The following is a 25,774-nucleotide window of genomic DNA, read 5'->3' on the forward strand; positions in this document are numbered from 1 at the left end:
GTACGCAGGGCGCTATGCCAGCAGGGCGTCAGCCTTGTCCTGCCAATACTCCGGGCCGGGGATGGGGCCGTCGCCGGCGGCCGCGTTCTGGGCCATGTGCTCCGGCGAGCCGCTGCCCGGGATCGCGCAGGTCACGGCCGGAGGGCTCAGCGCGAACTTCAGCAGGAGCTGCGACCAGGTGCTGCAGCCGATCTCGCCGGCCCAGGGCGGCAGGGCCTGCCCGCGCAGCCGCCGCAGCAGGCCGCCGCCTCCGAGCGGCCGGTTCACCAGCACCGCCACGCCGCGCTCGGCGGCCAGCGGCAGCAGGCGCCGAGCGGCTTCGCGTTCCTGCGCCGAGTAGTTGATCTGCAGGAAGTCCAGCCGCTCGCTGCGCAGGACCTGCTCCACCTCGGCGTACGCGGAAGACGTGTAGTGCGTGATGCCCACGTAGCGCACGCGCCCCGCCTCCTTCCACTGCCGCAGCGTGGCCAGGTGGTTCGCGCAGTCGACCAGGTTGTGCACCTGCATCAGGTCGATGCGCTCGGTACCGAGCAGGCGCAGCGAGTTCTCCATCTGGCGGATGCCGGCGGCGCGCCCCGTGGTCCAGACCTTGGTCGCCAGGAAGGCCCGGCCCTGCACGCCCGCCTCGGCGAGGGCCTGGCCGACCGCGGCCTCGGCCTTGCCGTACATCGGCGAGCTGTCCACCACCGTGCCGCCGCCGTCGAACAGTGCCGACAGCACACGCGGCAAGGGCGCGAAGTCCGCGCTGCCGGGCGCGCGGTCGAAACCCATGTAGGTACCGCAGCCGATCACCGGCAGGGCCTCGCCGGTCGAGGGAACAGGGCGCGATTGCATGCGGCGACGATAGCGCAGGACGACGGGCCAGGGGGCTGTAGGTCCGATCCCACCCGTCGCTGCAAGCTTGCGGCGACTCGCTTAGGATCGCGCGGTGAGCGACGAAGAGGACGTGTCGCCGGCCCGGAACGCGAGCAGCGCGGCCACGGGCGAGGCGCACCTTGTTTCCGAAGGCAGCCTGCCTTCTTCCACCACCGGCACCGAGGACGCGCATTCCGATGCGCGTGCGCCCGCTGCGGAGGACACGACGCGCGCCTCCTTCGCGGCCCTGTTCAGCGCCGTGATGCTGCCGATGTTCATGGGCGCCGTGGACCAGACGCTGCTGGTGACCGCCACGCCGCGCATCGCCACCGAGCTGGGCGGCCTGGCCGAAACCTCGTGGATCGCCGCCGGCTACCTGCTCGCGGCGACCGTGATGGCGCCGCTGTACGGCCGCATGGGCGACCGCTTCGGCCGCCGCAACGTGATGCTGGTGGCGCTGGCGATCTTCGCCCTCGGCTCGCTGGCCTGTGCGCTGGCCCCGACCATGCGCCTGCTGATCGCCTCGCGCGTGCTGCAGGGCATGGGCGGCGGCGGGCTCATGGTGCTGTCGCAGGCCCTGATCGGCGAGCTGGTGCCGCCCTGGGACCGGCCGCGCTACCAGGGCTACTTCGCGATCGTCTTCACCACCTCCAGCGTCGGCGGGCCGCTGATCGGCGGCTTCGTCGTGCACAACGGCGACTGGCGCTGGCTGTTCCTGGCCAACCTGCCGCTCGATGCGCTGGCGGTCTGGCGCATGTCGCTGCTGCCGAAGCCGCGCGCCTCGCCGAACCGGCACGCGCCCTACGATCCCCTGGGCTTCATGCTGTTCGCGCTGTGCGCCGCCAGCGCACTGGTGTGGTTCGGGCAGGTGGGGCACAGCTTCCGGCTGCTGTCGCCGTCCAGCGGGCTGTTCGCGCTGACGGCCGTCGTGGCGGGGCTGCTGCTCGCGCGCCAGCAGCGCAGGCACCCCAACGCCTTCCTGCCGCTGGACATCCTCAAGCTGCCCGGCGTGCCCTGGGTCTGCGTGTCGGTGGTCGGTTTCGCCGGCACCATGTTCGGCCTGCTGTTCCTGCTGCCGATCTACCTGCAGGTGGCGCGGCATGCCAACGCCCTCGACGCCGGCCTGCAGTTGCTGCCGCTCACGGCCGGCATCGTGGTCGGCTCGACGCTGAACAGCCGCTTCAGCGCGCACACCGGCACCAGCGGCAAGCTGCCGCCGTGGGGCCTGGGGGCGGCGGCGCTGGCCATCCTCGCGCTCGCCTTCCTGCCGCCCTTTCCGGGGCTGATCACGGGCGCCGCAGCGGTCTGCGGCATCGGCTTCGGCACCGTGATGCCCAGCGCGCAGCTCGCCACCCAGATCCTTGCCGGGCGCGAGCGCCTCGGCGCCGCCGCCGCGCTGCTGTCGCTCACGCGCTCCAGCGGGGCGACACTGGGCACCGCGGCCTTCGGCGGCATGGCCTTCGTGCTGCTCGGGTCCTCGGTCCCGGGCGAAGGGCCCGCGCTGCAGGTCGGCAACCTCGACCCCGCGCGCGTCACGCACGCCTTCCACATCGTTTTCGGGGTGCTCGCGCTGTTCGCCGCGTGCGCGGCGTTTGCCGCCTGGCGCGCACCCTGCATGGACCTGCGCAAGCATGCGGCGCAGGGCCGCCGCTGAAGGAGCTTCGACCTTGCAACGTGCCTCTGCCCCCCTAGCCTGGCGCTACGCCACTCCCGCGATCGTGCTGCACTGGCTGGTGGCCGCGCTGATCGTGTTCATGGCCTCGCTCGGCTGGTGGATGATGACCGTGGAGCACGAGCCCGAGGGCCCGGGCCTGTTCGACCTGCACAAGTCGATCGGGCTGATCCTGCTGGCGCTGGTCGCATTGCGCGTGCTGTGGCGGCTGGGGCACCGGCCCGAGCCGCTGCCCACCGGCGTGCCGCGCTGGCAGGTGGTGCTGTCGCGCGTCACGCAGGCCGTGCTGTACCTGCTGATGATCGCCGTGCCGCTGGCCGGCCTGCTCGGCGCGATCTACAGCCGCACGGGACTCACCTTCTTCGGCACCCACGTGCCGCGCTGGGTGACGGCGGACCGTCCGACCGCCAAGCAGTTCTTCGAGCTGCACGAGACGCTGGTGTGGGTGCTGGTGGCGTGCGTGGCGCTGCACGTCGTGGGCGGGTTGAAGCACCTGCTCGTGGACCGGGACCAGGTGTTCGGGCGGATGTGGTTGGGGCGGCGGTAGCGCCGGCAGCGGAGCGCCCCCACCCCGGCCCTCCCCCGGAGGGGGAGGGAGGAAGACCAGTCAGGACTTGGGGACGCGGCCGCGCGTTTCGGGGGCGGCGAGGAAGTCGAAGTCCACGCCCTTGTCGGCCTGCGTGACGGTGGTCAGGAACAGCTTGCGGTAGCCTCGGTCGGCGCTCGGCTCCGTCACCGGGTCGGCCTTCGCGCGCCGCGCCAGTTCCTCGTCGGAGACCAGCAGGCTGATCTCGCGCTTCTCCACCGACAGGCGGATGCGGTCGCCATTGCGCACCTGCCCCAGGGGCCCGCCGATGGCGGACTCCGGCGTCACGTGCAGCACGATGGTCCCGAAGGCGGTGCCGCTCATGCGTCCGTCCGAGATGCGCACCATGTCCTTCACGCCCTGCCGCGCCAGCTTGCGCGGCAGCGGGATGTAGCCGGCCTCGGGCATGCCCGGCGCGCCCTTGGGCCCGATGTTCTTCAGCACCAGGATGTCGTCGGCCGCGACGTCGAGGTCCTCGCTGTCGATGCGGCTGGCGAGATCCTCCAGGCCCTCGAACACGACGGCGCGACCTTCGTGCTCCATCAGCTTCGGGTCGGCCGCCGACTGCTTGATGATCGCGCCACCCGGCGCCAGGTTGCCGCGCAGCACGGCGATGCCGCCCTGCGGATAGATCGGCTGGTCGCGCGGACGGATCACGTCCTGCGGGAACGGCGGCGCGGCGCGTTCCAGCTCCTCGCCCAGCGTGCGGCCGGTGACGGTCAGCGCATCGAGGTGCAGCAGCGGCTTCAATTCGCGCAGCAGCGCGGGCATGCCGCCGGCCGCATCGAAGTGCTCCATGTAGTGCGCACCCGAGGGCTTCAGGTCCACCAGCACCGGCGTCTCGCGGCCCATGCGGTCCAGCGCCTGCAGGTCGACCTCGAAGCCGAGGCGGCCCGCGATGGCCGTCAGGTGCACGATCGCGTTGGTCGAGCCGCCGATGGCGAGCAGCACGCGCATCGCGTTCTCGAACGCCTTTTCGGTCAGCACCTTGTCGATCGTGAGGCGGCTCTTCGCGATCTGCACCGCCACGGCGCCGGTCTGCTCCGCCACGCGCATGCGTGCCGAGGTCACGGCCGGCGGCGAGGCGCCGCCCGGCACCGTCATGCCCAGGGCCTCGGCGATGCAGGCCATGGTGCTGGCCGTGCCCATCACCGAGCAGGTGCCCACGCTGGGCACCAGCTGGTTGTTGACGTCGGAGATCTCCTGCGCATCGATCTCCTCGGCGCGGAACCTGGCCCAGTAGCGGCGGCAGTCGGTGCAGGCGCCGACCGTCTCGCCGCGATGCGAGCCGGTCAGCATGGAGCCGGTGATCAGCTGGATCGCGGGCAGGCCGGCCGAAGCCGCGCCCATCAGCTGCGCCGGCACGGTCTTGTCGCAACCGCCGATCAGCACCACGGCGTCCATCGGCTGCGCCCTGAGCATTTCCTCGGTGTCCATGGACATGAGGTTGCGCAGGTACATGCTGGTAGGCGCCGCGAAGCTCTCCCCGATCGAGATGGTCGGGAACTTCACCGGCAGGCCGCCGGCCAGCATGATCCCGCGCTGCACCGCCTCCACCAGCTGCGGCATGTTGCCGTGGCACGGGTTGTAGCCGCTGCCCGTGTCGGTGATGCCGATCACGGGGCGCTCCAGCGCGTTGTCGGTCAGGCCCGAGCCCTTGATGAAGGCCTTGCGCAGGAACAGCGAGAAGCCCGCGTCACCGTAGTTCACCAGGCCCTTGCGCATGCCGGTGGGCTCGTCCTCTTTCTTCGTCATTGCGTCATCTCGTCATTGCGTCATGTCGGTCGGCTCGCCGGGCCGACGATCAGTCGGCCTTCACGCCGGTCTCGTCGATCACCCTGGCCCACTTGCCCACTTCGGCATTCAGCCGCTCGGCGGCCTGCGCCGGCGTCTGCGGCGGCAGCACGTACACGCCCTGCTGCAGGAACTGCTCCTTCGCGGCCGGGTCCTGCATGATCTTGCCGATCTCGGTGTTCAGTTTAGCCAGCACGTCGGCCGGCGTCCCCGCCGGCGCCATCACGCCGAAGGTCGACACCACCTCGAAATCCTTCCACGCGGCGCCGCCCGACTCGGCCACGGTCGGCACGTCGGGCAGCATGGAGATGCGCTGCGGCGTGGTCACCGCCAGCGCGCGCACCTTGCCGGACTTGATCTGCTGCAGCGCGGCCGGCACGGTCTCGGCCGCCATCAGTACCTGGCCGCCGATCAGGTCGGTCATGGCCGGGCCGCTGCCCTTGTAGGGCACGTGGATCGCATCGGCGCCGCTCTGCACGCGGAACATCTCCACCGCCATGCGCTGGGGCGCGCCGGCGCCCGAGGACGCATAGGTCAGTTTCTTCGGGTTGGCCTTGGCGAAGCTCACCAGCTGCTGGAAGTTCTGCGCCGGCACCGAGGGATGCACGATGAAGACCAGCGGCACATAGCCCACCACCTGCACGGGCACGAGGTCCTTCTGCAGGTCGTAGGAGATCCGGCCCTTCTCCAGCTTGGCCATGGTGGAGTGCGAAGTCATGGCCGCCATCAGCAGCGTGTAGCCGTCCGGCTTCGACTTCGCGGCCACGTCGGCGCCGATGTTGCCGCCGGCGCCGCCGCGGTTGTCCACCACCACCTGCTGGCCCAGCGCGGTCGAGAGGCGTTGCGCGACGATGCGGCCGATGACGTCGGTGGCGCCGCCGGGCGGGTACGGGACCACCAGCTTCACGGGGTGGTCGGGCCAGGCCGCGAGGGCGGCGGCGGGCAGCACGGCGGCAGTGACGAGGCCGGCGCACAAGGCGCGGCGCAGCAGGGAAGCCATCTTTCTTTGTCTCCTGTGGATTGGTCCGGATTCAGCCGAGCTGGCAGTGTGGCAGCACGCGGGCCCGGCGAAACCCAGCTGGCTTATCTTCAGAACACAAATAATCTTGCGCTCCGGCTCACGACAATCGCCCACCATGACCGCCGCTCCCCACCGCCTGCAGGGCGTCTTCTCGCCCGTCCTCACCCCCTTCAACGCCGACGCCACGCCGGATGCGGACCGCTTCATCCGCCACTGCCGCTGGCTGCTGGACCAGGAAGTGGGCCTTGCGGTCTTCGGCACCAACTCGGAGGCGAACTCGATGTCGGTGGCCGAGAAGCGCCGCCTGCTCGAGGCCCTGCTGGAAGCGGGCATCCCGCCGGCGCGGCTGATGCCCGGCACCGGCTGCTGCGCCGTGCCCGATTCCATCGAGCTGACGAAGATGGCGGTGGCCGCGGGCGTGGGCGGCGTGCTGATGCTGCCGCCCTTCTACTACAAGGGCGTCAGCGACGAGGGCCTGTACCGCGCCTTCGCCAGCGTGATCGACGCGGTGGCCGACGAGCGCCTGCGCGTGTACCTGTACCACATCCCGCCGGTGTCGAACGTGGCGATCACGCGCGCCCTGGTGGAGCGCCTGCTGAAGGCCTATCCGAAGGCCATCGCCGGCATGAAGGACAGCTCGGGCGACTGGAACAACACGAAGTCCTTCATCGAGGAATTCGGCCCGCAGGGCTTCGACGTGTTCGCCGGCAGCGAGACCTTCCTGCTGGCCGACCTGCGCGCGGGCGGCCCCGGCTGCATCACGGCAACGGCCAACGTCAACCCGACGAAGATCGTGCAGCTGTACAAGACCTGGCGCAACGCCGACGCCGACGACCAGCAGAAGGCGCTGGACGGCACGCGCGCGGCCTTCGCGCAGTTCCCGATGATTCCCGCGATGAAGGCGGCGATCGCCTGGAAGACCGGCCGCCAGGACTGGCTGCACGTGCGCCCGCCGCTGGTGGACCTCGACGCCGGGCAGCAGCAGACCCTGCAGGCGGCGCTGGACAAGGTCGGCTTCACCCTGCCCAACGCGGGCGCGCTGGCGTAGGCAGGAGCGTTCCCGCGCGCGGGCCTGATGCCAGATTGCTCTGGATCAATTGCCGGTCCCTTGCGCGGGGGTCGCGGCCCGATGGGAATGACTTGCATCAAGCCGCGCGAGGGGGTCTTCCCTTCTACTCCCTTCCATGAACACGCGGCCCTTGACCATGCCTCCCGTGCAGCGCGCGCTGCTGCGGGAGTTCGAGCGCCTGCACGACGAGTGGCGCACGGCCTGCGAAGCGGCCGATGCGATCGAGTGCATGAAGCTCAGCCGCGAGGAGGAATTCGCGGAGGTGCAGCGGCTGCTGGAGTACCGGCTGGTGGCCGATCGGCTGCACCAGGAGGCGATGCGGCTGTTGCGGGAGACGCCGATCTGAGGCGTCGCAGCGCTGGGGTTCGCGCGCTGGCGCGGCTCACCGCCAGCCTACAGAAAACCGCCAGGTGGGGGCGCGTGATGCGGTCCCGTGGCAACGCTGGGGTTCGCGCTGGCGCGGCTCACCGCCAGCCTACAGAACACCGCCGGCCGTGATGCGACCTCGTAGGCTGGAGGTGGAGCGAAGCGAAACCCCAGCGCTCCGCACCCTCAGCTCACCACCCCGATGTTCCACGGCACGAACTCGTGGTTCCCCAGGTCGAGCAACTCGCTCTTGCTGCGCTCCCCGGACGCGATCCGCAGCATCAACCGGAAGATCTCTTCGGCCGTCTCCGGCATGGTCTTCGTCCCGTCGAGGATCTCGCCGCAGTTGTAGTCCATGTCCTCGGTCAGGCGCGAATACATCGGCGTGTTGGTCGCCAGCTTGATCGAGGGCACCGGCTTGGCACCGAACATCGAGCCGCGGCCGGTGGTGAACAGGATCATGTTCGCGCCGCCGGCGATCTGCCCGGTCGCCGAACACGGGTCGAAGCCGGGCGTGTCCATGAACACGAAGCCCGGCTGCTGCACCGGCTCGGCGTAGCGGTACACCTCCATCAGCCCGGTGGTGCCGCCCTTCATCGAGGAGCCCAGCGACTTCTCGAAGATGTTGGCCAGCCCGCCGACGTTGTTGCCGGGGCTCACCGCGCCGTTGATCTGCACGTCGCGGCCGGGGGAGTACTCCTCCTTCCACCAGCGGATGCGCTCGATCAGCTTGCGGCCGACCGCTTCGCTCACCGCGCGCCGCGTCAGCGTGTGCTCCACGCCGTAGATCTCCGGCGTCTCCGACATGATGGCGGTGCCGCCATGGCGCACCAGGATGTCCATCGCGGCACCAAGCGCGGGATTGGCGGTGATCGACGAGAAGCCGTCCGAGCCGCCGCACTGCAGGCCGATCTTCAGGTGCTTCGCCGAGACCGGCACGCGCACCACGTCGTTGGCGCGCGGCAGCATCTTCTGCACGGCCTCCACGGCCGCCTCCACCGTCTTGCGGGTGCCGCCCGACTCCTGCATCACGAAGGTCTGCAGGCGCGGATTCGCCTCCAGCCGCTCCTGCGCCATCAGGCCGGAGAGTTGGTTGCGCTCGCAGCCCAGGCCGATGATCAGCACGGCCGCGAAGTTGGGATGCTTCGCGTAGCCGCCGATGGTCCGCCGCAGCAGGTCCATCGGCTCGCCGCTCATCTCCATGCCGCAGCCCAGGCCGTGCGAGAGGCCGACCACCCCATCGATGTTCGGGAATTCCGCCAGGCGCTCTTGCGTGAACCACTCGGCCACCTTGTGCACGACGGTGGCCGAGCAGTTGACCGTCGACAGGATGCCGATGTAGTTGCGCGTGCCGACTTCGCCGTTCGCGCGCACGTAGCCCATGAAGCTGGCCTGTTCCGGCTCGGGCAGCACCGGCGTCGCCACGTACTCCTTGCCGTAGGCGTAGTCGCGGTCGAACTCCCGGAACGTGACGTTGTGCGAGTGCACGTAGCTGCCGGCGGCGATGTCCTGCGCCGCGAAGCCGATGCACACGTTGTACTTCAGGATCGCCTCTCCCGCCTGGATCGCACGGGCAGCGAGCTTGTGGCCCGCCGGCACCTGGCTGCGGCTGGTGAAGCCTTCGCTGGGCACCGGCGTGCCGATGCCCACGTCCACGCGCGCCACGACGACGTTGTCGTTCGGGTGCAGCCGGATGATGGGGCCGGCGACCTTCTTGGCGGAGAGTTCGATCATGGTGCTGCCTGGTTGTGGGCGCAGATCCCGCGACATGGGGGCCGGCCAGCACGGATCATCGCCCGTCGGCGCAAGGCGAGGAATCGGCCGTTTCCACATTCAATCGATAATGAAGTTTTGTTCCGGATGGACACGCAGTTCCTGCAAAGCTTCGTCATGGTGGTCGACAGCGGCTCGATGGCCGAAGCCGCGCGCCGCCTCGACCTGACGCCCGCGGCCGTCGCGGCACGGGTCAAGTCGCTCGAGGACGTCATGGGGACCCCCCTCGTGCGGCGCGCCGGCCGCACCGTCAAGCCCACCGAGTCGGGGCTGCGGATCCTGAACCACGCGCGCGGCGTGCTGCGCGACGTGCGCAACCTGCACGCGCTGGCCAACGACGATGCGCCCTTCGGCGAGTGGCGCCTGGGCGTGTCCTCCTCCGCGCTCACGGGCCTGCTGCCGCCGCTGCTGCGCGGCCTCTACGACAAGCACCCCAAGCTCGCCGTGTACATGGAGCCGGGCAACTCCGGCACGCTGTACCAGCGCGTCACCGCGGGGGTGCTGGACGCGGCCGTGATCGTCGAGCCGCAGTTCACGCTGCCCAAGTCCTGCGGCTGGCAGGTGCTGGTGGAAGAGCCCCTGTGCGTGCTGGCACCGGCATCCCTGGCCGGGCGCGACCCGCTGGACCTGCTGGCGAGCGAGCCCTTCATCCGCTACGACCGCAGCATGTGGGGCGGCCGCATGGCCGACGCCTACCTGCGCGAGCACCACATCCAGCCGCAGGAGCGCATCGAGATCGACCATCTCAATGCGATCGCGACCTTCGTCCATCAGGGCCTCGGCGTGGCGCTGGTGCCCGACTGGACGCCGCCGTGGCCGGAAGGCCTGGACGTGCTGCGCATCCCGCTCCCGCCACCCGCACCGGTGCGCCGCATGGGAATGGTGTGGAGCGAAGGTCCGAAGGCCGCGCTGGCACGCGCCCTGCTCGCGCAGGCCGGCAGCACCCCTGCGGGTAAGCACTAATCACATTCGTGCGCGACCGTTGTCACGCCCGCTGGCCCGGCGGCATCTAAGGCTCTGTCACCGCCGCTGTGGCGGTTGAGGGAGCTTCCTGATGCACGCACGCCTGATCTCCAGACTTCCCCGTGTCCCGCTGCTCGCGCTCGTCGCGGTGGCGGGCCTGTCGCTCGCCAGCTGCGGCGGCGGCGATGACGAGGTCGATCTCTCGACCGTCTTCCCGCCCACGCCGCCGAACCCGACGCTGGTCGGGCAGGGACAACCGATCTTCCGCTTCGAGACCTTCGGCGACGAGACCTTCTTCACCGACGTGCTGCAGTTGAACACGGTGGTGGAGACCGCGGTCACGCCCACCGTGGCGCTCGGCGTCGGCCTCAAGGTCGATGCCGAGGCCCTGCCGCCGGCCGTGGTGCAAGGCGTCCAGAACGGCAGCATCTCGCTGACGGATCCCCAGACGACGCTCGCCCTCATCGAGCTCGATGCCGTGCTCGGGCTGAAGGGCCAGGTGACCACCGACGCGAACGGCGTGAAGCACCTGGCGCGGCTGGGCGTGACCTGCGCCATCTGCCACTCCACGGTGGACAACAGTTTCAGCACACCGGCCATTCCCGCGGGCAACATCGGCAAGCGCCTGGACGGCTGGCCCAATCGCGACCTGAACGTCGGCGCCATCGTCGCCCTGTCACCGGCGCTGCCCGCTGCCGTGAAGGCGGTCTACAACTCGTGGGGCCCGGGCTTGTACGACGACCGCTTCAACATCGTGGACGGCGGCACGCCCTTCCATGGCGACGGCGTCAACAAGCCGGCTGTGATCCCGCCCGCGTACGGCCTGCTGGGCGTGAACAAGACCACCTTCACCGGTGACGGCAACGACATCGCCTACTGGAACCGCTATGTCGCCGTCACGCAGTTCGGCGGCCACGGCACCTTCACCGAACCGCGCCTGAACCTCAACGTGAAGAACGGCACCGACGACCTGGTGAGCTCCAAGCTGCCGGCGCTGCAGGCCTACCAGCTCTCGCTGGAACCGCCGGCGCCACCAGCCGGCTCCTTCGACGTCGCGGCCGCCGCGCGCGGGCAGGCGCTGTTCAACGGCAAGGCGCAGTGCTCCACCTGCCACAGCGGCCCGAGGTTCACCGACGCCAACGAGCGGCTGCACCCGCAATCCGACTCGATGTCCCTGGATACCTCAACGCCCACCCACGCCGACCGCTCCGCCACCAAGCAGTACCGCACCACGCCGCTGCGCGGCATCTGGCAGCACCCGCCGTACTTCCACGACGGCTCCGCCCCGACGCTCGACGTCGTGGTCGCCCGCTACAACGACCGGCGGTCGCTCGGCCTGAGCGCCGCGGAGATGGCGGACCTGGTGAATTACCTCAAGTCGATCTGAGGAACCATGCAGCCGGCGACCAGCCTCTGCGAACCGCACCATGAAGACAGCGCGCTCCTGGCCGGCCTGAGGCAGGGCCAGGCGCGCGCCTTCGAGCAGTTGATGCGTCGCTACAACCGCCTGCTGTACCGCGCCGCGCGCGGCATCGTCCACGACGATGCCGAGGCGCAGGATGCGGTGCAGGAGGCCTGGCTCAAGGCCTTCACGGCCCTGGACGGTTTCCGCGGCGAAGCATCGCTGGGCACCTGGCTCACGCGCATCGTGATCAACCAGGCGCTGGTGCAGCAGCGGCGGCTCGGTCGCCTGGTGCTGTGGAACGAGGACGTCGAGGGTTGGGAGAGCGACATGCACAAGGACCCTCTCGGCGGCGACGCCCCGGAGTCGCCCGAAGACCATGTCGCGCGGCTGCAGGTGCGCCAGCAACTGGAGCAGGCGATCGCCACCCTGCCCCCGATGTACCGCAGCGTGTTCATCCTGCGCGCCGTGCACGGGCTGAGCGTCGAAGACACGGCACAGGGACTCGACGTGAGCCCCGACGTGGTCAAGACGCGCTTCCTGCGGGCGCGCGCGCAACTGCGTTCACGGCTCGGCTTCGACCCCGAAACCGAAGCCGCCTACCTGCACGACTTCGCAGGCCAGCGCTGCAGCGACCTGATCGGCCGCGTCCTGCAGCAGCTGCGCGCGCGCGGCGTGATCCGGGATCACTGAAACGCGGACAACCGAACGCAAAGGACGCAAAGGCTCCGCAAAAGGCGCAAAAGAAGAAAAGGACAAGAGTTCTTCATCGGCTGTTCTTTGCGTCCTTTGCGGAACCTTTGCGCCCTTTGCGTTCGGTTGTTCTTGCAGTGCACACAAGCGACCCGCCCGCGACACCCTGCGGGAAAACACCATTCGATGGCAGCGGCAAGGCATGAAAGCATGCAGACCTCTTCCGCCCCGGCCGAGGTCCAGCCCGTGCAGCTTCGCCACGATACGCACCCGGTTCCCGCCGCGGCCACCGCGGCCGGCCCGCTGCTCGCGGTGCGCGACCTGTGCGTGCGCTTTCGCGGCATCACCGCGCTCGACCAGGTCTCGTTCGACGTCGCGCGCGGCCAGATCACCGGCCTGATCGGGCCCAACGGCGCCGGCAAGACCACGCTCTTCAACTGCCTGTCGCGCCTGTACGAATACCGCGAAGGTTCCATCACCTTCGACGGCCAGGCGCTGGAGAAGATGTCGCGCCACCGTGTCGCGGCGCTGGGCATCGGCCGCACCTTCCAGAACCTGGCCCTGTTCGCCAGCATGACGGTGCTGGACAACATCAAGGTGGGTCTGCACGCCCGCACGCACAAGGGCTTCCTGGCCCATGCGCTGCGCCTGCCCGGCGTGGCCACGGAGGAACAGGCCTGCAGCCGAAGGGCGGCCGAGCTGGTCCGGTTCCTGGGGCTGGAGGCGGTCGCGCAGCAGCGCGTCGCCGAACTGCCTTTCGGCACCCGCAAGCGGGTGGAACTCGGGCGCGCGCTGGCGAGCCAGCCGGCGCTGCTGCTGCTCGACGAGCCCGCGGCGGGACTGAACCACGAGGAAGTGGGCGCGCTCGGCAGCCTGATCCGCGCGATCCGCGACCAGTTCCAGCTCACGGTGCTGCTGGTGGAGCACCACATGGGCCTGGTGATGAGCGTGTCCGACCACGTGGTGGCCCTCAGCTTCGGTCGCAAGATCGCCGAAGGCACGCCGGCGCAGGTGCAGCGCAATCCCGAACTGATCCAGGCCTACCTGGGGACGGAGGCCTGATGGCGGCGCCGCTGCTGCAGGTGCGCGACCTGCACGCGGGCTACGGCCCCACCCAGGTGCTGCACGGCCTGGAGTTCGACATCGAGGAAGGCAGCATCACCGCGCTGCTGGGGGCCAACGGCGCCGGCAAGACGACCACCCTGCGGGCGCTGTGCGGCATGGTGCGCACCGGCGGCGAGGTGCGCTTCGCGGGCCAACGCATCGACGGCCGCCCGACCGAGGACATCGTGCGCCTGGGCGTCGCCCACGTGCCCGACGGCCGCGGCACCTTCAGCGACCTCACGACCGAGGAGAACCTGCGGCTGGGCGCCTACGCGCGGCGCGACCGCAGCGGCATGGCACAGGACTTCGAGCGCATGTACCGCCTGTTCCCCATCCTCGCGGAGCGCCGCCACCAGCAGGCCGGCACGCTGTCCGGCGGGCAGCAGCAGATGCTGGCGGTGGCCCGCGCGCTTATGCTGCGCCCGCGCCTGCTGCTGCTGGACGAGCCTTCGTTCGGGCTGGCGCCGCTGGTGGTCAAGGAAATCTTCGGCGTGATGAAGGAGATCAATGCGACGCAGAAGGTGACCATCCTGCTGGTGGAGCAGAACGCCGCGATGGCCCTGCGCCTGGCCGACCGCGCGCACCTGCTGGAGACCGGGCGCCTGGTGCGCTCCGGCAGCAGCGCCGAACTGATGGACGACGACGCGGTGCGCCGCGCCTACCTCGGCTACTGAAAGGACGGGATGGAAGCCTTCCTCCACCAGGTCTTCACGGGGCTCGCCACCGGCGGCATCTATGCCAGCCTGGCGCTCGCCCTCGTGATGATCCACAACGCGACCCGCCTGGTGAACTTCGCGCAGGGCGAGATGGCGATGTTCACCACCTACCTGTGCTGGACGATGCTGCAGGCGGGCTGGCCCTACTGGCTCGCGTTCTTCGCCACCGTGGGGCTCGCGTTCGTGCTCGGGGTGGCGATCGAGCGCATCCTGATCCGGCCGGTGGAACGCGCGCCGGTGCTGACGGTGGTGGTGGTGTTCATCGGCCTGCTGCTGATCCTCAACAGCCTGGCCGGCTGGATCTTCACCTACACGATCAAGTCCTTCCCCAGTCCGTTCCCGAGCAAGGCGCCCTTCGGTCTGACCATGGTGTCCTCGCACGAACTGGGCGCGATCGGCGTCACGCTGGTCGTGCTGCTGCTGGTGTACCTGTTCTTCCGCTTCACGCCGCTGGGCCTGGCGATGCGCGCCGCGGCGCAGAACCCGGACTCGAGCCGGCTGGTGGGCATCCGGGTCGGCTGGATGCTGGCGCTCGGCTGGGGGCTGGCCGCCGCCATCGGCGCGACGGCCGGCATGATGGTCGCGCCCATCGTGTTCCTCGACCCGAACATGATGACCGGCGTGATCCTCTATGCCTTCGCGGCGGCGCTGATGGGGGGCATCGACAGCCCGGGCGGGGCCGTCGTCGGCGGCTTCATCGTCGGCGTGCTGGAGAACCTGGTGGGTGCCTACCTGATCGGAACCGAACTGAAGCTCACGGTGGCGCTGGTGCTGATCGTGGGCGTGCTGGTGGTCAAGCCCGCGGGCCTGTTCGGCCGCGTGATCGTGCAGCGGGTCTGAGCCATGGACGCAGTCACGGCTCCCGAACTCGCGCCGCTCGCTCCGGCCCAGGCCTCCGGCGGCGTGCGCGGCTGGTCCGCGCGCTGGACGATCATGGCCGTGGTGCTGATCGTCGCCGCCGCGGCCCTGCCCTTCCTGGTGAGCAACTACCGCGTGTTCCAGCTCACCATGGTGCTGATCTACGCGATCGCGCTGCTCGGCCTGAACATCCTCACCGGCTACAACGGCCAGATCTCGCTCGGGCACGGCGCCTTCTATGCCATCGGCGCCTATGTCACGGCGGTCCTGATGGACCACTACAGCGTCCCCTACTGGCTGTGCATCCCGCTCGCCGGGGCGGTGTGCCTGCTCGCGGGCTTCCTGTTCGGCCTGCCCGCGCTGCGACTGGAAGGCGTGTACCTGGCGCTGGCCACCTTCGCGCTGGGCGTGGCGCTGCCGCAGCTGCTGAAATACAAGTACCTGGAGGCATGGACCGGCGGCGTGCAGGGCATCACGCTGATCAAGCCCGATCCGCCGATCGCCTCCCTGTTCGGCCTGAAGCTCAATCCCGATCGCTGGCTGTACCTGTTCACGCTGGCGGTGATGGTGCTCATGTTCGTGCTCGGGTGGAACCTGCTGCGCGGGCGCGTCGGCCGCGCGCTGATCGCGATCCGCGACCACCCGATCGCCGCTTCCACCATGGGCATCGACAACGCGCTTTACAAGTCGCTGGCCTTCGGCGTCAGCGCCATGTTCACCGGCGTGGCCGGCGCGCTCGGCGCCATCGCGGTGGCCTTCGTCGCGCCGGACAGCTTCACGATCTTCCTGTCGATCTCCTTCCTGGTCGGCATGGTGGTGGGCGGGCTGGCCTCGATCACCGGCGCGATCTGGGGCGCACTCTTCATCCAGTTCATCCCGAACGTGGCGGACCAGATCTCCAAGGCCGCGCCGTGGGCGATCTACGGCGCGCTGATGATCGCCTTCATGTACGTGATGCCCACCGGCATCGCGGGCGCATTGCGCCTGGCCTCCCAGCGCCTCAAGCGCCGCGCGGGCCGGGGCTCCACGGCGGCCTCAGAGCCGCGTTCTCCCTGAAAGGACCTGTCATGGGCATCCAAAGACGCAACGTTCTGGCCGGGGGCCTCGCGCTCGCGGCGCTTCCCGCCATCGGCCAGGGCAAGCAGTACGGCCCCGGCGCCAGCGACACCGAGATCAAGATCGGGAACACCATCCCCTACAGCGGCCCGGCCTCGGCCTACGGGATCATCGGGCGCGTGGAGGCGGCGTACTTCAAGATGCTCAACGAGCAGGGCGGCATCGGCGGGCGCAAGATCAACTACATCAGCCTGGACGACGGCTACAGCCCGCCCAAGGCGGTGGAGATGATCCGCCGGCTGGTGGAGCAGGACGAGGTGCTGTTCACCATGAGCACGCTGGGCACGCCCTCGAATTCGGCGATCCACAAGTACATGAACCAGAAGAAGGTGCCGCACCTGTTCCTGGCCACCGGCGCCTCGAAGTGGAACGACCCCAAGAACTTCCCGTGGACGATGGGCTTCAACCCGAACTACGAGAGCGAGGGGCGGCTGTACGGGCAGGACATCCTGCGCAACCGGCCGACCGCGAAGGTCGCCGTCCTGTACCAAAACGACGACTACGGCAAGGACTACCTCAAGGGCTTCATGGAAGGCCTGGGCGAGAAGGGCAAGGGCCTGGTCGTGAAGTCCGTGAGCTACGAGGTGACCGATCCCACCGTGGATTCGCAGATCGTCACCTTGCAGTCCTCGGGCGCCGACACCTTCTTCAACATCACCACGCCCAAGTTCGCGGCCCAGGCGATCCGCAAGGTGGCGGACATCGGCTGGAAGCCGGTGCATTACCTCAACCAGGTGTCTTCCAGCGTCGGCTCGGTGCTCAAGCCGGCCGGCCTGGACAAGTCCGTGGGCCTCATCTCGATGCAGTACATCAAGGATCCGACCGAACCGAGGTGGGCCAGCGACGCGGCGATGAAGGACTACTTCGCCTTCATGAAGAAGTACCTGCCGAACGAGGATCCCGCGGACGGCAGCGCCACCTATGCGATGGCCGTCTCGCAGCTGACCGTGCAGTTGCTCAAGCAGTGCGGCAACAACCTCACGCGCGAGAACGTGATGAAGCAGGCCGCCAGCATCAAGGGCTTCCAGATCCCGATGGCGCTGCCGGGCGTGCTGGCCGATACCAGCGCGGGCGACTACGCGCTGTTCCAGACCATGCAGCTGGTGAAGTTCGACGGCAAGACCTGGCAGGGCTTCGGCGAGCCGGTGGCAGTGCGCTGACGGCGGCGCGCAACACCCCGCGGCGGCAGCGGGCGCAGGGAGTGGATAGGATCGAGGGCGACCGATCATGCCTTCGCAGTCCGCCCCCTTCTCCCCCGGCCGCCGTCGCTGCCTGCTGGCTGCGGCCTGCCTGCCCTGGGCGCGGCCGGTGCTGGCCGCCAACGACGCTGCAGCGCGCAAGGACTGGCCGCGCCAGCGGGCCACACCGGCCGTGGAACTCGTCGGCCTCGATGGCCAGCCGTGGCGCCTTGCCGGCGCGCGCGGCGCGCCGGTGCTGCTGAATTTCTGGGCCACGTGGTGCGAGCCGTGCCGGGCCGAAATGCCGGCGCTGCAGCAGCTGGCCCGCGAGCACCGGGAGGCCGGGCTGCAGCTGCTGGCGGTGAACTACAAGGAGCCGGAAGCCAGGGTGCGGCGTTTCCTGGAACAGACCGGGCTGGCGCTGCCGGTGCTGCTGGATCGGGAGGGCGCGGCGGCGAAATCCTTCGGCGTGCGCATCTTCCCGAGCACCATCGCCATCGACCGCCGCGGGCAGGCGAAGTTCGTCGTGACGGGTGAATTCGACTGGGCGAGCGCGCAGGCCGCGCGCTGGGTGGCGGAGCTGTAGGCGTGGCGCGATCGCCGTAGGCTGGCGGTGGAGCGCTAGCGAAACCCCAGCGATGCGCGAAGCGCCGGGCCCAAAGCGCTGGGGTTCGGCCTGCCGGCGCTCACCACCAGCCTACGAACCCCGCCGCCGCCGCGGCCCGCAGGTCTGCCGCCCTACCTGTCGTCCGCCGCGAACGACGGATAACCCGCTTCCTCCGTCGCCTTCGTCAGCGCCGCCACTGTCGTCTTCGCATCGTCGAAGGTCACCTTGGCATTGCGGCGCGCATAGCTCACCACCGCCTTGCTCACGCCCGGCACCTTCATCAGCGCGACGCGGATGGTGATCGGGCAGGTGTCGCAGTCCATGGTCGGCACGCTCAAGGTCACCTGGCGGGGTGCCGCGAGCGCCGGGCCGGCGGCGGCCAGGAGGCCGAGGGCCGCGGCGGCGAAGAACTTGTTCATGTCAGCACTTCCTCAATAGAACAGCGGCGCGGCGAGCGGCACCAGCAGGGGAATCAGCGTGAGCACCGCCACCAGCCAGAACCAGCGCCGCGCGGTGGAACCGACGCGGCGGCAGGCCGCGGGATCGCGGGTATCGCAGGCCGCATCGGCCGCGGGACGGTACAGGCGCCAGCCCGCCGTGCCCAGCGCGGCGAGTGCCAGCGCGGACAGCACGCCGGACCACGGCTCCAGCACCCGCAACTGGCCGATCCAGGCGCCGGAGATGCCGACGATCGCGAACACCAGCGGCACCACGCAGCAGGCCGAAGAAAGCAGCGCGGCGATGCCGGCCAGCGTCAGGGCCGCGGGCGCGCTGCCGGTGAGGGGAGAGGGCTGCTGCGGGCCCGGTCCGGAGGACGTCTGCATCGTCGGACGTTCAGGCCGTGATCTCGCGCGCCGTGATCTGGTAGGCGAAGCTGTCCGGCTCGTACGGATCGCGCGCACCGGCGGCCGTCTCGGCCTGCGGGTACATGAAGAAGCCGAGCTTGCCCTGCCTGGCTCCCGGCAGCTTGACGTCGCTGGCCGTGTTGTAGCCCATCCAGTTGCCCTCCCAGCTGCCGAACAGCGCCTTGCGCACCGGCGTGACGACGGGATGTCCGGGATCCTTGATCCACTCCGCGGTTTCCTGGCGCATCACCTTGGTGACGTCCGCGGGGTCCATGGCCACCCAGCCATGCGCCTTCAGGTACACCTCGGCGCGGCAATGCTGCGCGCCCTTGAGGCTGGCCGGGTTGGCCCCGAGCTCGCGGTAATTGAAGGCGCTGGGCACCAGCCGCACGCCATAGATGTCGCGGGCCGGGACGCCGGCGGCGCGGCACAGCCCGACGAACAGCGCGTTGATGTCGGCGCACTTGCCGCTCAGGTTGCCGCTCTCCAGCATCGCCTTGATGTCGCCGGCGCCGCAGCCGCGCACCTTGGGCTCGCGGTAGCTGCTGACGATCACCCAGTCGTAGATGCGCTGCACCTTCTCGCGGTCGTCGCGCGCGCCGAGCACGATCTGCTTCGCCACCTTGCGCACGATGCCATCGGTGGTGATCAGTTCGCTCGGGGCGAGCCAGTGCCGCAGGTCCGCCGGATCGGCAGGCTGCGCGTTGGCGGGCTGCTTCCAGTCGACGCCGCGGTTCTGCGTCTCCACGCGGTTGGTCAGCACGATGCGCGGCTCCGGCGTGCCGCCTTCGAAGCGCGCCACCAGCACCTTGGCGCCGGTGGCGCCGTCGGAGGCGAGCCGCACGTTGCTGGCGTTGCCGGTCCAGCTGATGTCCGAGGTGCGCTGCCAGGGCGTCTCCAGCGAGGGCACCGGCAGCCAGAGGTCGGCCGCGCCGGCGGCGTCGCGCAGCGTCACCGTCGTGGTCACCTCGAAGCTGCGCCAGCCGGCCGGACGGGGTTCGAAGCGGCGCGCTGCCTCCTGGGCGTGCACCAGCGGGCCGCTGCCCACGGCCAGCGCGGCGGACGCGGTCTTGACGAAATCGCGACGCGAGAGTTGAACGGTCATGGCAGCTTCCGGTGGATGGAGAAAATGCGAACGGGCACAGCCCGGCAAGGCCGGGCTGTCGAAGCGGGCCAAGTATAGGGCGATGTCACAGCCCTTTCAGCGGCTCGGGAACTGGCGTTTCAGGCGCTGCGCACGCTGCGGAAGCCGGCCAGGATGTCGCGCCGGTGCGGCTCGTAGAAGTTGCGGTAGCGGGCATGCGCCAGCAGGGGCGCGGTGGCGGCGGAGGCCCCCCGCAGCACGCGCCGGCTGCCGAACCAGGGCTGCGAATAGTCCCGGTAGGGATGCGGCGCGAAGCCCGGATAGGGTTCGAAGCAGCTCGCCGTCCATTCCCAGGCCTGGCCCCAGCGGAAGCGCGGCTGGGTCAGGGCGGCGCACTCCCATTCGGCTTCGGTGGGCAGGCGGCGCCCGGCCCAGCGGCACCAGGCCTCCGCTTCGTGGGCGTTCAGGTGCAGGGCCACCTGCTGCGGCTGCAGGGCGTGCCAGGCGCCGTGGCGCATCTGCTCCCAGCCTGCCGCGCCGCGATGCAGGCCGGCGGGCCGGCGCTGGCGCAGCGAGGCAAGCCAGGCCAGGCCCTCGGGCGTCCACCATTGCGCGGTCTCATAGCCACCCGCCTCCACGAAAGGCAGGAAGGCGCCCCAGGTGACCGGCGCGGCATCGATGGCGTAGCGCGGCAGCTCCACTTCGTGCGCGGGCAGTTCGTTGTCGAAGGCGAAGCCGGCGCAGCTCGTGCCCAGCCCGAAACGCAGCGGTCCCACCGTCAACTGCGCCGCCTCCTGCACCTGGGCCGGCTCGACGTTCTCGCGCACCGGGATGCCCAGGCTCTGCGCCATGGCGACCGCGGCCTCGGCGTGCATCTGCTCGTGCACCGCGGCCAGCCGGAAGAAATACAGGCCCGGGTCGTCGGGAGCATCGAGCGCATCGAGCAGGTGCAGCGTGCGCTCCAGCGAATGGGCCAGGTAGCCCTGCGTGCGAGCGGCATCGGGCAGCGGCAACTCCCAGCGGGTGCGGTGGGGAACGCGGCTGGAGTCGTACCAGCGGTCGGCCTCGGCCAGCAGGGAGGGCGGACGGGCCGTGTGCGGATCGGCGCGGATCCCCAGGTGGCGCTGCGGGTTGCGCGCGATCCACCATTCCTGGAACCAGCCGATGTGCCCCAGCTCCCACAGCGGCGGATTCAGTTCGGCGGCGTAGGGAATGTGCGGCGCAGGGCCGAGGGCCTCGCGGAAGTCCTCCGCCAGCCGCAGCGTGCGCTCGCGCGCGGCCAGCAGGGCCGAACGCACGGCGGCAGGGGGGCCTTGGCGCAGCGCCAGCGCCTCGGTGGCCGCCGCCACGCTATAACCGTCGGATGTCCCGTGCCGCATCGGTCGTCATCGTAAGCCCCGCCCTCGCCGACGCCAACAACGGCAACTGGCGCACCGCCCGCCGGTGGCAGGAACTGCTGGCCGGCGCGCACCCGGTGCGCATCACGAAGGAATGGCCGGACGCGGACGCAGCCGCCGATGCGGTGATGCTGGCCCTGCATGCGCGCCGCTCGGCCGCGCCGATCGCGGCCTGGGCCCAGGCGCATCCCGGCCACGGCCTGGCCGTCATCCTGACCGGCACCGACCTGTACCAGGACATCCAGACCGAGGCCGCCGCCCAGCGCTCGCTGGAGCTGGCGCAGCGGCTGGTGGTGCTGCAGGAGTGCGGCCCCGAGGCCTTGCCGGTGTGGCTGCGTGGCAAGGCGCGCGTGATCTGCCAGTCCAGCCCCGCCCTGCCCCCGCTGCCCCGCGATGCCGGGCAGCTCACCGCCGTCATGGTGGGTCACCTGCGGCAGGTGAAGTCGCCGCAGACGCTGTTCGCCGCCGCGCGCCTGCTGTGCCAGCGCAGCGACATCCGCATCCGCCACATCGGCGACGGCAGCGGGGAGCCCGTGCTCGCCGACGAGGCCCGCGCCACCCGGCGCGACTGCCCCAACTACGAATGGCTGGGCGCGCTGCCGCATCCGGAAACGCTCGAGGAGATCCGCCGCGCCGACGTGCTGGTGCACACCAGCGCCCTCGAAGGCGGCGCCCACGTGATCCTGGAAGCGGTGCGCTGCGGCACGCCGGTCCTGGCAAGTCGCGTGCCGGGCAACGTCGGCATGCTGGGGCGCGACTACGAAGGCTACTTCCCGCACGGCGACGCCGGCATGCTGGCCGAGCTGCTGCTCGCGGGCCGGGCCGGGCAGCAGGCCGAAAACCCCGCGGTCCACCTGCTGGGTCGGCTGGCCGCACAATGCGCCCTGCGCGCGCCGCTGTTCGATGCGGCCGCGGAGCGCAGCGCGCTCCTGAACCTCCTGCAAGAACTGGAATCCGCCCGATGAACGCTCCCCTGCCCACTGCCGAACCCCGCCTCACCTCGCTGTCGCACGGTGGCGGCTGCGGCTGCAAGATCGCGCCCGGCGTGCTGTCCGAAATCCTCAAGGGCACGGCGCGGCTGCCGGTGCCGCCGGAGCTGCTGGTGGGCATCGAGACGGCCGACGACGCCGCCGTCTACAAGCTCAACGAGGAACAGGCGCTGATCGCCACGACGGACTTCTTCATGCCGATCGTGGACGATCCGTTCGACTTCGGCCGCATCGCGGCCACCAACGCCATCTCCGACGTCTATGCGATGGGCGGCAAGCCGATCATGGCGCTGGCGCTGGTGGGCATGCCGATCAGCGTGCTGTCCACCGCCACCATCGGGCGCATCCTGGAAGGCGGCGAGTCGGTCTGCAAGGCGGCCGGCATCCCGATCGCGGGCGGCCACACCATCGATTCCGTCGAGCCGATCTACGGCCTGGTGGCGCTGGGGCTGGTGCATCCGCAGCGCGTGAAGCGCAACGCCGACGCGCGTGCCGGCGACGTGCTGGTGCTGGGCAAGCCGCTGGGCGTGGGCGTGCTGTCGGCCGCGCTGAAGAAGGAGAAGCTCGATGCCGCCGGCTACGAGCGGATGATCTCCACCACCACCCGCCTGAACACGCCCGGCCCCGAACTCGCCGCCATCGAAGGCGTGCATGCGCTGACGGACGTCACCGGCTTCGGCCTGGCGGGGCATGGCCTGGAACTGGCGCGCGGTGCCGATCTCTCGATCGAGATCGAGTGGAGCAAGGTGCCGGTGCTGCAGGGCGTGCGCGAACTGGCGCAGGCGGGGTTCGTCACCGGCGCGTCGGGGCGCAACTGGATCGGCTATGGCGCGGATGTCGCGCTGCCCGCCGGCTTCGGCGAAGCGGAGCAGGCGCTGCTGACGGATCCGCAGACGAGCGGCGGGCTGCTGGTGTCGTGCACGCCCGAGAGCGTGGGCGAGGTGATCGACGTGTTCCGCAAGCACGGCTTCGGGCAGGCCGCGGTGATCGGGCAGGCCCGGGCAGCGAGCGCGGGGGCGCGGCTGGTGGTGCGTTGAGGAAAGTGGTTGGGGCGATGCCGTTGCGGCGACAGCCGTTGGGCGGAAGCCGTCATCCCCGCGCAGGCGGGGACCCAGGGAGCGCCGCATTGCGGCGCCTTTCTTTTTGAACGCCCTGGATTCCCGCCTTCGCGGGAATGACGGACGGGGCGGCCGTCGAACGCGGGACTAGCGAAACACCGGCGCCCGCTTCTCCATCTGCGCCTGCACCGCTTCCCGCTGGTTCGCGCTGCCGATCAGGCGCTGCTGCTCGAAGGCCTCCGCCACCAGCACGCGTGCCGCATCGACCGGCGTGGCGGTGTTGAACAGACGCTTGGCCGCGCGCACCGCATCGGGATTGCTGTTGGCGATCTGCCGCGCCATCGCCCGCGCATCGGCCAACGGATCCTCGCTCGCCCGCGTCGCGAGCCCGAGCGCCACGGCTTCGATCCCGGACACCACCCGCCCGGTGAACGTCAGCTCCCGCGCCACGTCGCCGCGGCACAACTGCGTCAGCAGCACGCAGCCGGCCATGTCCGGCACCAGGCCCCACCTGACTTCCATCACCGAGAGCTGCGCCTCGCGATGCACGCAGCGCACGTCGGCGCCCAGCGCGATCTGCAGGCCGCCGCCGAAGGCCACGCCATGCACTGCCGCGATCACCGGCACCGGCAGTTCGCGCCAGCCCCAGGCGACCTGCTGCCAGAAGTTGGCGAGGCCATGCGTGCGCACCACCAGGTCGCCGATGCCCGATGCCGGATCGGCGAGGCCCTGCAGGCTGGCCTTGTCGAGGCCGGCGCAGAACGCCCGGCCCTCGCCATGCAGCACCACGGCGCGAATCTTCGGGTCGGCACGTACGCGCGCGATCGCATCGATCAGCGCCTCGAACATCGCGGTGTCCAGCGCGTTCATCTTGTCGGGGCGCGCAAGCGCCACCTCGGCCACACCGTGGCCGTCCACCTCCACCCGCACGCGCTGGTCGTCCATGTCCACTCTCCCGTGGGTTTCCACGCGCCGATGGTAGCCCGCGGGCCGCCGAGTCAGCGTCCTGCAAGCCTGGACGACGCGCACGCGGAACTACCTAGGGTTGGACCCTCTTCTCGCGGCGCAGCACGATGCGCACCATAGGCCCCTTCGACGGGACTGTCGGGCGCAGCCGCGCCAACAACACGCTGGAGCTGAAGTTTGTCCGCTGAAACGATCCTGGAAACCCAGGGCCTGACCAAGGAGTTCAAGGGCTTCGTGGCCGTGAACAACGTGGACCTGAAGGTCAGGCGCGGCGATATCCATGCACTGATCGGCCCCAACGGCGCCGGCAAGACGACCTTCTTCAACCTGCTGACGAAGTTCCTGCCGCCCACGCGCGGCACCATCAACTACCGCGGCACCGACATCACGCACGAGCGGCCGGCGCAGACGGCCCGCCGCGGCATCGTCCGCTCGTTCCAGATCTCCGCCGTCTTCCCTCACCTCACCGCGCTGGAGAACGTGCGCGCCGCCCTGCAGCGCAACCTGGGCACCTCCTTCCACTTCTGGAAGCCGGAGCGCTCGCTGCACCACCTGCACGGCCGCGCCATGGAACTGCTGCATGCGGTCGACCTGCAAGGCTTCGCGGACGAGCTCACGGTGAACCTGCCCTACGGCCGCAAGCGCGCGCTGGAACTGGCCACCACCATGGCGCTGGAGCCCGAGCTGATGCTGCTCGACGAACCCACGCAGGGCATGGGCCACGAGGACGTCCATCGCGTCACGCAGTTGATCAAGAAGGTCTCGGCCGGCCGCACCATCCTGATGGTGGAGCACAACATGAACGTCGTGTCCTCCATCGCCGACCGCATCACGGTGCTGCAGCGCGGTGCCGTGATCGCCGACGGCCCCTACGCCGAGGTGTCGCGCAACCCGCAGGTGGTCGAGGCCTACATGGGCTCGGCCGACAACGAGCTGCAGGGAGCGCACTGAACATGGCATCGAACGAACTCCTGCGCATCGGCAACCTGCACGCCTGGTACGGCGAATCGCACGTGCTGCACGGCGTGAGCCTGTCGGTCAACGAGGGCGAGGTCGTGTCGATCCTCGGGCGCAACGGCGCCGGCCGCACCACCACCCTGCGCGCGATCGTCGGCCTCACCGGCCGGCGCACCGGCTCGATCCGCATCCGCGGCCAGGAGGCGATCAACCTGCCGCCGCACAAGGTGGCCAGGCTGGGCGTCGGCTACTGCCCGGAGGAGCGCGGCATTTTCGCCAGCCTCTCGGCCGAAGAGAACCTGCTGCTGCCGCCGCTCATCGCGCAAGGCGGCATGAGCGTGGCCGAGATCTACGACATGTTCCCCAACCTGAAGGAACGCGCCGCCAGCCCCGGCACGCGCCTGTCGGGCGGCGAACAGCAGATGCTCGCCGTGGCGCGGATCCTGCGCACCGGCGCCCGCCTGCTGCTGCTGGACGAGATTTCCGAAGGCCTGGCGCCGGTCATCGTGCAGAAGCTCGCCGAGACCATCCGCACGCTCAAGTCCAAGGGCTACACCGTGGTGCTGGTGGAACAGAACTTCCGTTTCGCCGCGCCGCTGGCCGACCGCTTCTACGTCATGGAGCACGGCCGCATGGTGCGGGAATTCGAGCAGCATCAGCTGAACGAGAACATGAGCATGCTCCAGGAATTCCTGGGAGTGTGAG

At 70.0% G+C, this 25,774-nt stretch carries 26 protein-coding genes; 17 read left to right on the forward strand and 9 right to left on the reverse strand.

The window, feature by feature from the left end; genetic code table 11:
• Nucleotides 1-12: 12 nt before the first annotated feature.
• Nucleotides 13-834 carry an aldo/keto reductase gene (locus tag JI746_RS00970; RefSeq protein WP_201686908.1) on the reverse strand — a complete coding sequence of 274 codons (822 nt, stop codon included), beginning with the start codon at nucleotides 832-834 and terminating at the stop codon, nucleotides 13-15.
• Nucleotides 835-928: 94 nt separating this feature from the next.
• On the opposite strand from JI746_RS00970, the gene JI746_RS00975 reads away from it, so the two are divergent.
• Complete coding sequence (locus JI746_RS00975; protein WP_201686909.1) at nucleotides 929-2,509, forward strand: MFS transporter; 1,581 nt, start codon at nucleotides 929-931, stop codon at nucleotides 2,507-2,509.
• Between the two features lie 13 nt (nucleotides 2,510-2,522).
• A complete protein-coding gene (locus JI746_RS00980; protein ID WP_236599467.1) occupies nucleotides 2,523-3,074 on the forward strand; it encodes a cytochrome b in 552 nt (183 codons plus the stop codon).
• Nucleotides 3,075-3,134: 60 nt separating this feature from the next.
• On the opposite strand, the gene JI746_RS00985 is transcribed toward JI746_RS00980, so the two are convergent.
• Both JI746_RS00985 and JI746_RS00990 read right to left on the reverse strand, forming a co-directional pair.
• Nucleotides 3,135-4,868: an IlvD/Edd family dehydratase gene (locus tag JI746_RS00985; RefSeq protein ID WP_201686911.1), complete on the reverse strand. Its 1,734-nt coding sequence runs from the start codon at nucleotides 4,866-4,868 to the stop codon at nucleotides 3,135-3,137.
• Nucleotides 4,869-4,917: 49 nt separating this feature from the next.
• Complete coding sequence (locus JI746_RS00990) at nucleotides 4,918-5,907, reverse strand: Bug family tripartite tricarboxylate transporter substrate binding protein (protein WP_201686912.1); 990 nt, start codon at nucleotides 5,905-5,907, stop codon at nucleotides 4,918-4,920.
• 136 nt (nucleotides 5,908-6,043) lie between these two features.
• Here JI746_RS00990 and JI746_RS00995 point away from each other — a divergent pair, with 136 nt between their 5' ends.
• On the forward strand, nucleotides 6,044-6,976 hold the full coding sequence (locus JI746_RS00995; protein WP_201686913.1) for a dihydrodipicolinate synthase family protein: 933 nt from the start codon (nucleotides 6,044-6,046) through the stop codon (nucleotides 6,974-6,976).
• Between the two features lie 136 nt (nucleotides 6,977-7,112).
• Nucleotides 7,113-7,343 carry a hypothetical protein gene (locus JI746_RS01000; RefSeq protein ID WP_201686914.1) on the forward strand — a complete coding sequence of 77 codons (231 nt, stop codon included), beginning with the start codon at nucleotides 7,113-7,115 and terminating at the stop codon, nucleotides 7,341-7,343.
• A 206-nt stretch (nucleotides 7,344-7,549) separates the two neighbouring features.
• On the opposite strand, the gene JI746_RS01005 is transcribed toward JI746_RS01000, so the two are convergent.
• On the reverse strand, nucleotides 7,550-9,097 hold the full coding sequence (locus JI746_RS01005) for a UxaA family hydrolase (protein WP_201686915.1): 1,548 nt from the start codon (nucleotides 9,095-9,097) through the stop codon (nucleotides 7,550-7,552).
• Between the two features lie 126 nt (nucleotides 9,098-9,223).
• Between JI746_RS01005 and JI746_RS01010 the strand changes: the two genes are divergently transcribed.
• The 9 genes from JI746_RS01010 (at nucleotide 9,224) to JI746_RS01050 (ending at nucleotide 17,752) form a co-directional block, all read left to right on the forward strand.
• A complete protein-coding gene (locus JI746_RS01010; RefSeq protein ID WP_201686916.1) occupies nucleotides 9,224-10,099 on the forward strand; it encodes a LysR family transcriptional regulator in 876 nt (291 codons plus the stop codon).
• Nucleotides 10,100-10,190: 91 nt separating this feature from the next.
• Nucleotides 10,191-11,486 carry a c-type cytochrome gene (locus tag JI746_RS01015; protein ID WP_201686917.1) on the forward strand — a complete coding sequence of 432 codons (1,296 nt, stop codon included), beginning with the start codon at nucleotides 10,191-10,193 and terminating at the stop codon, nucleotides 11,484-11,486.
• A gap of 6 nt (nucleotides 11,487-11,492) precedes the next feature.
• A complete protein-coding gene (locus JI746_RS01020; protein WP_201686918.1) occupies nucleotides 11,493-12,194 on the forward strand; it encodes an RNA polymerase sigma factor in 702 nt (233 codons plus the stop codon).
• A 210-nt stretch (nucleotides 12,195-12,404) separates the two neighbouring features.
• Nucleotides 12,405-13,256, forward strand: a complete 852-nt coding sequence (locus JI746_RS01025) for an ABC transporter ATP-binding protein (RefSeq protein WP_201686919.1) — start codon at nucleotides 12,405-12,407, stop codon at nucleotides 13,254-13,256.
• Entirely contained in the window at nucleotides 13,256-13,972 is a 717-nt protein-coding gene (locus JI746_RS01030; protein ID WP_201686920.1) for an ABC transporter ATP-binding protein, read from the forward strand. The genes JI746_RS01025 and JI746_RS01030 overlap by 1 nt, the downstream gene beginning before the upstream one ends.
• Nucleotides 13,973-13,981: 9 nt before the next feature.
• Nucleotides 13,982-14,854 (forward strand): branched-chain amino acid ABC transporter permease, encoded by an 873-nt coding sequence (locus tag JI746_RS01035; RefSeq protein WP_201686921.1) that lies wholly within the window; start codon nucleotides 13,982-13,984, stop codon nucleotides 14,852-14,854.
• Between the two features lie 3 nt (nucleotides 14,855-14,857).
• A complete protein-coding gene (locus tag JI746_RS01040) occupies nucleotides 14,858-15,928 on the forward strand; it encodes a branched-chain amino acid ABC transporter permease (protein WP_201686922.1) in 1,071 nt (356 codons plus the stop codon).
• 11 nt (nucleotides 15,929-15,939) lie between these two features.
• Nucleotides 15,940-17,148, forward strand: a complete 1,209-nt coding sequence (locus tag JI746_RS01045) for an ABC transporter substrate-binding protein (RefSeq protein WP_201686923.1) — start codon at nucleotides 15,940-15,942, stop codon at nucleotides 17,146-17,148.
• 67 nt (nucleotides 17,149-17,215) lie between these two features.
• Nucleotides 17,216-17,752, forward strand: a complete 537-nt coding sequence (locus tag JI746_RS01050; RefSeq protein ID WP_201686924.1) for a TlpA disulfide reductase family protein — start codon at nucleotides 17,216-17,218, stop codon at nucleotides 17,750-17,752.
• Nucleotides 17,753-17,904: 152 nt separating this feature from the next.
• On the opposite strand, the gene merP is transcribed toward JI746_RS01050, so the two are convergent.
• The 4 genes from merP to senA form a co-directional block, all read right to left on the reverse strand.
• Complete coding sequence (merP, locus tag JI746_RS01055) at nucleotides 17,905-18,192, reverse strand: mercury resistance system periplasmic binding protein MerP (RefSeq protein WP_201686925.1); 288 nt, start codon at nucleotides 18,190-18,192, stop codon at nucleotides 17,905-17,907.
• 12 nt (nucleotides 18,193-18,204) lie between these two features.
• Complete coding sequence (locus tag JI746_RS01060) at nucleotides 18,205-18,597, reverse strand: mercuric transporter MerT family protein (RefSeq protein ID WP_201686926.1); 393 nt, start codon at nucleotides 18,595-18,597, stop codon at nucleotides 18,205-18,207.
• A 10-nt stretch (nucleotides 18,598-18,607) separates the two neighbouring features.
• A complete protein-coding gene (locus JI746_RS01065; RefSeq protein ID WP_201686927.1) occupies nucleotides 18,608-19,723 on the reverse strand; it encodes a transglutaminase-like domain-containing protein in 1,116 nt (371 codons plus the stop codon).
• Nucleotides 19,724-19,842: 119 nt separating this feature from the next.
• On the reverse strand, nucleotides 19,843-21,081 hold the full coding sequence (senA, locus tag JI746_RS01070) for a selenoneine synthase SenA (RefSeq protein ID WP_201686928.1): 1,239 nt from the start codon (nucleotides 21,079-21,081) through the stop codon (nucleotides 19,843-19,845).
• Here senA and senB point away from each other — a divergent pair.
• Both senB and selD read left to right on the forward strand, forming a co-directional pair.
• Nucleotides 21,066-22,064, forward strand: coding sequence for a selenoneine biosynthesis selenosugar synthase SenB (senB, locus tag JI746_RS01075; RefSeq protein ID WP_201686929.1), 999 nt, complete (start codon nucleotides 21,066-21,068; stop codon nucleotides 22,062-22,064). The genes senA and senB overlap by 16 nt on opposite strands.
• Nucleotides 22,061-23,125 carry a selenide, water dikinase SelD gene (gene selD / locus JI746_RS01080; protein ID WP_201686930.1) on the forward strand — a complete coding sequence of 355 codons (1,065 nt, stop codon included), beginning with the start codon at nucleotides 22,061-22,063 and terminating at the stop codon, nucleotides 23,123-23,125. The genes senB and selD overlap by 4 nt, the downstream gene beginning before the upstream one ends.
• 168 nt (nucleotides 23,126-23,293) lie before the next feature.
• On the opposite strand, the gene JI746_RS01085 is transcribed toward selD, so the two are convergent.
• The gene (locus JI746_RS01085; protein WP_201686931.1) at nucleotides 23,294-24,091 is read right to left on the reverse strand and encodes a crotonase/enoyl-CoA hydratase family protein; all 798 of its coding nucleotides are present in this window, start codon (nucleotides 24,089-24,091) and stop codon (nucleotides 23,294-23,296) included.
• Between the two features lie 198 nt (nucleotides 24,092-24,289).
• Between JI746_RS01085 and JI746_RS01090 the strand changes: the two genes are divergently transcribed.
• Nucleotides 24,290-25,063: an ABC transporter ATP-binding protein gene (locus JI746_RS01090; protein ID WP_201686932.1), complete on the forward strand. Its 774-nt coding sequence runs from the start codon at nucleotides 24,290-24,292 to the stop codon at nucleotides 25,061-25,063.
• 2 nt (nucleotides 25,064-25,065) lie between these two features.
• Nucleotides 25,066-25,773 carry an ABC transporter ATP-binding protein gene (locus JI746_RS01095; protein ID WP_201686933.1) on the forward strand — a complete coding sequence of 236 codons (708 nt, stop codon included), beginning with the start codon at nucleotides 25,066-25,068 and terminating at the stop codon, nucleotides 25,771-25,773.
• The last annotated feature ends 1 nt before the right edge of the window (nucleotide 25,774 follow it).

It is taken from the genome of Ramlibacter alkalitolerans (assembly GCF_016722765.1).
GTDB lineage: Bacteria > Pseudomonadota > Gammaproteobacteria > Burkholderiales > Burkholderiaceae_C > Ramlibacter > Ramlibacter alkalitolerans.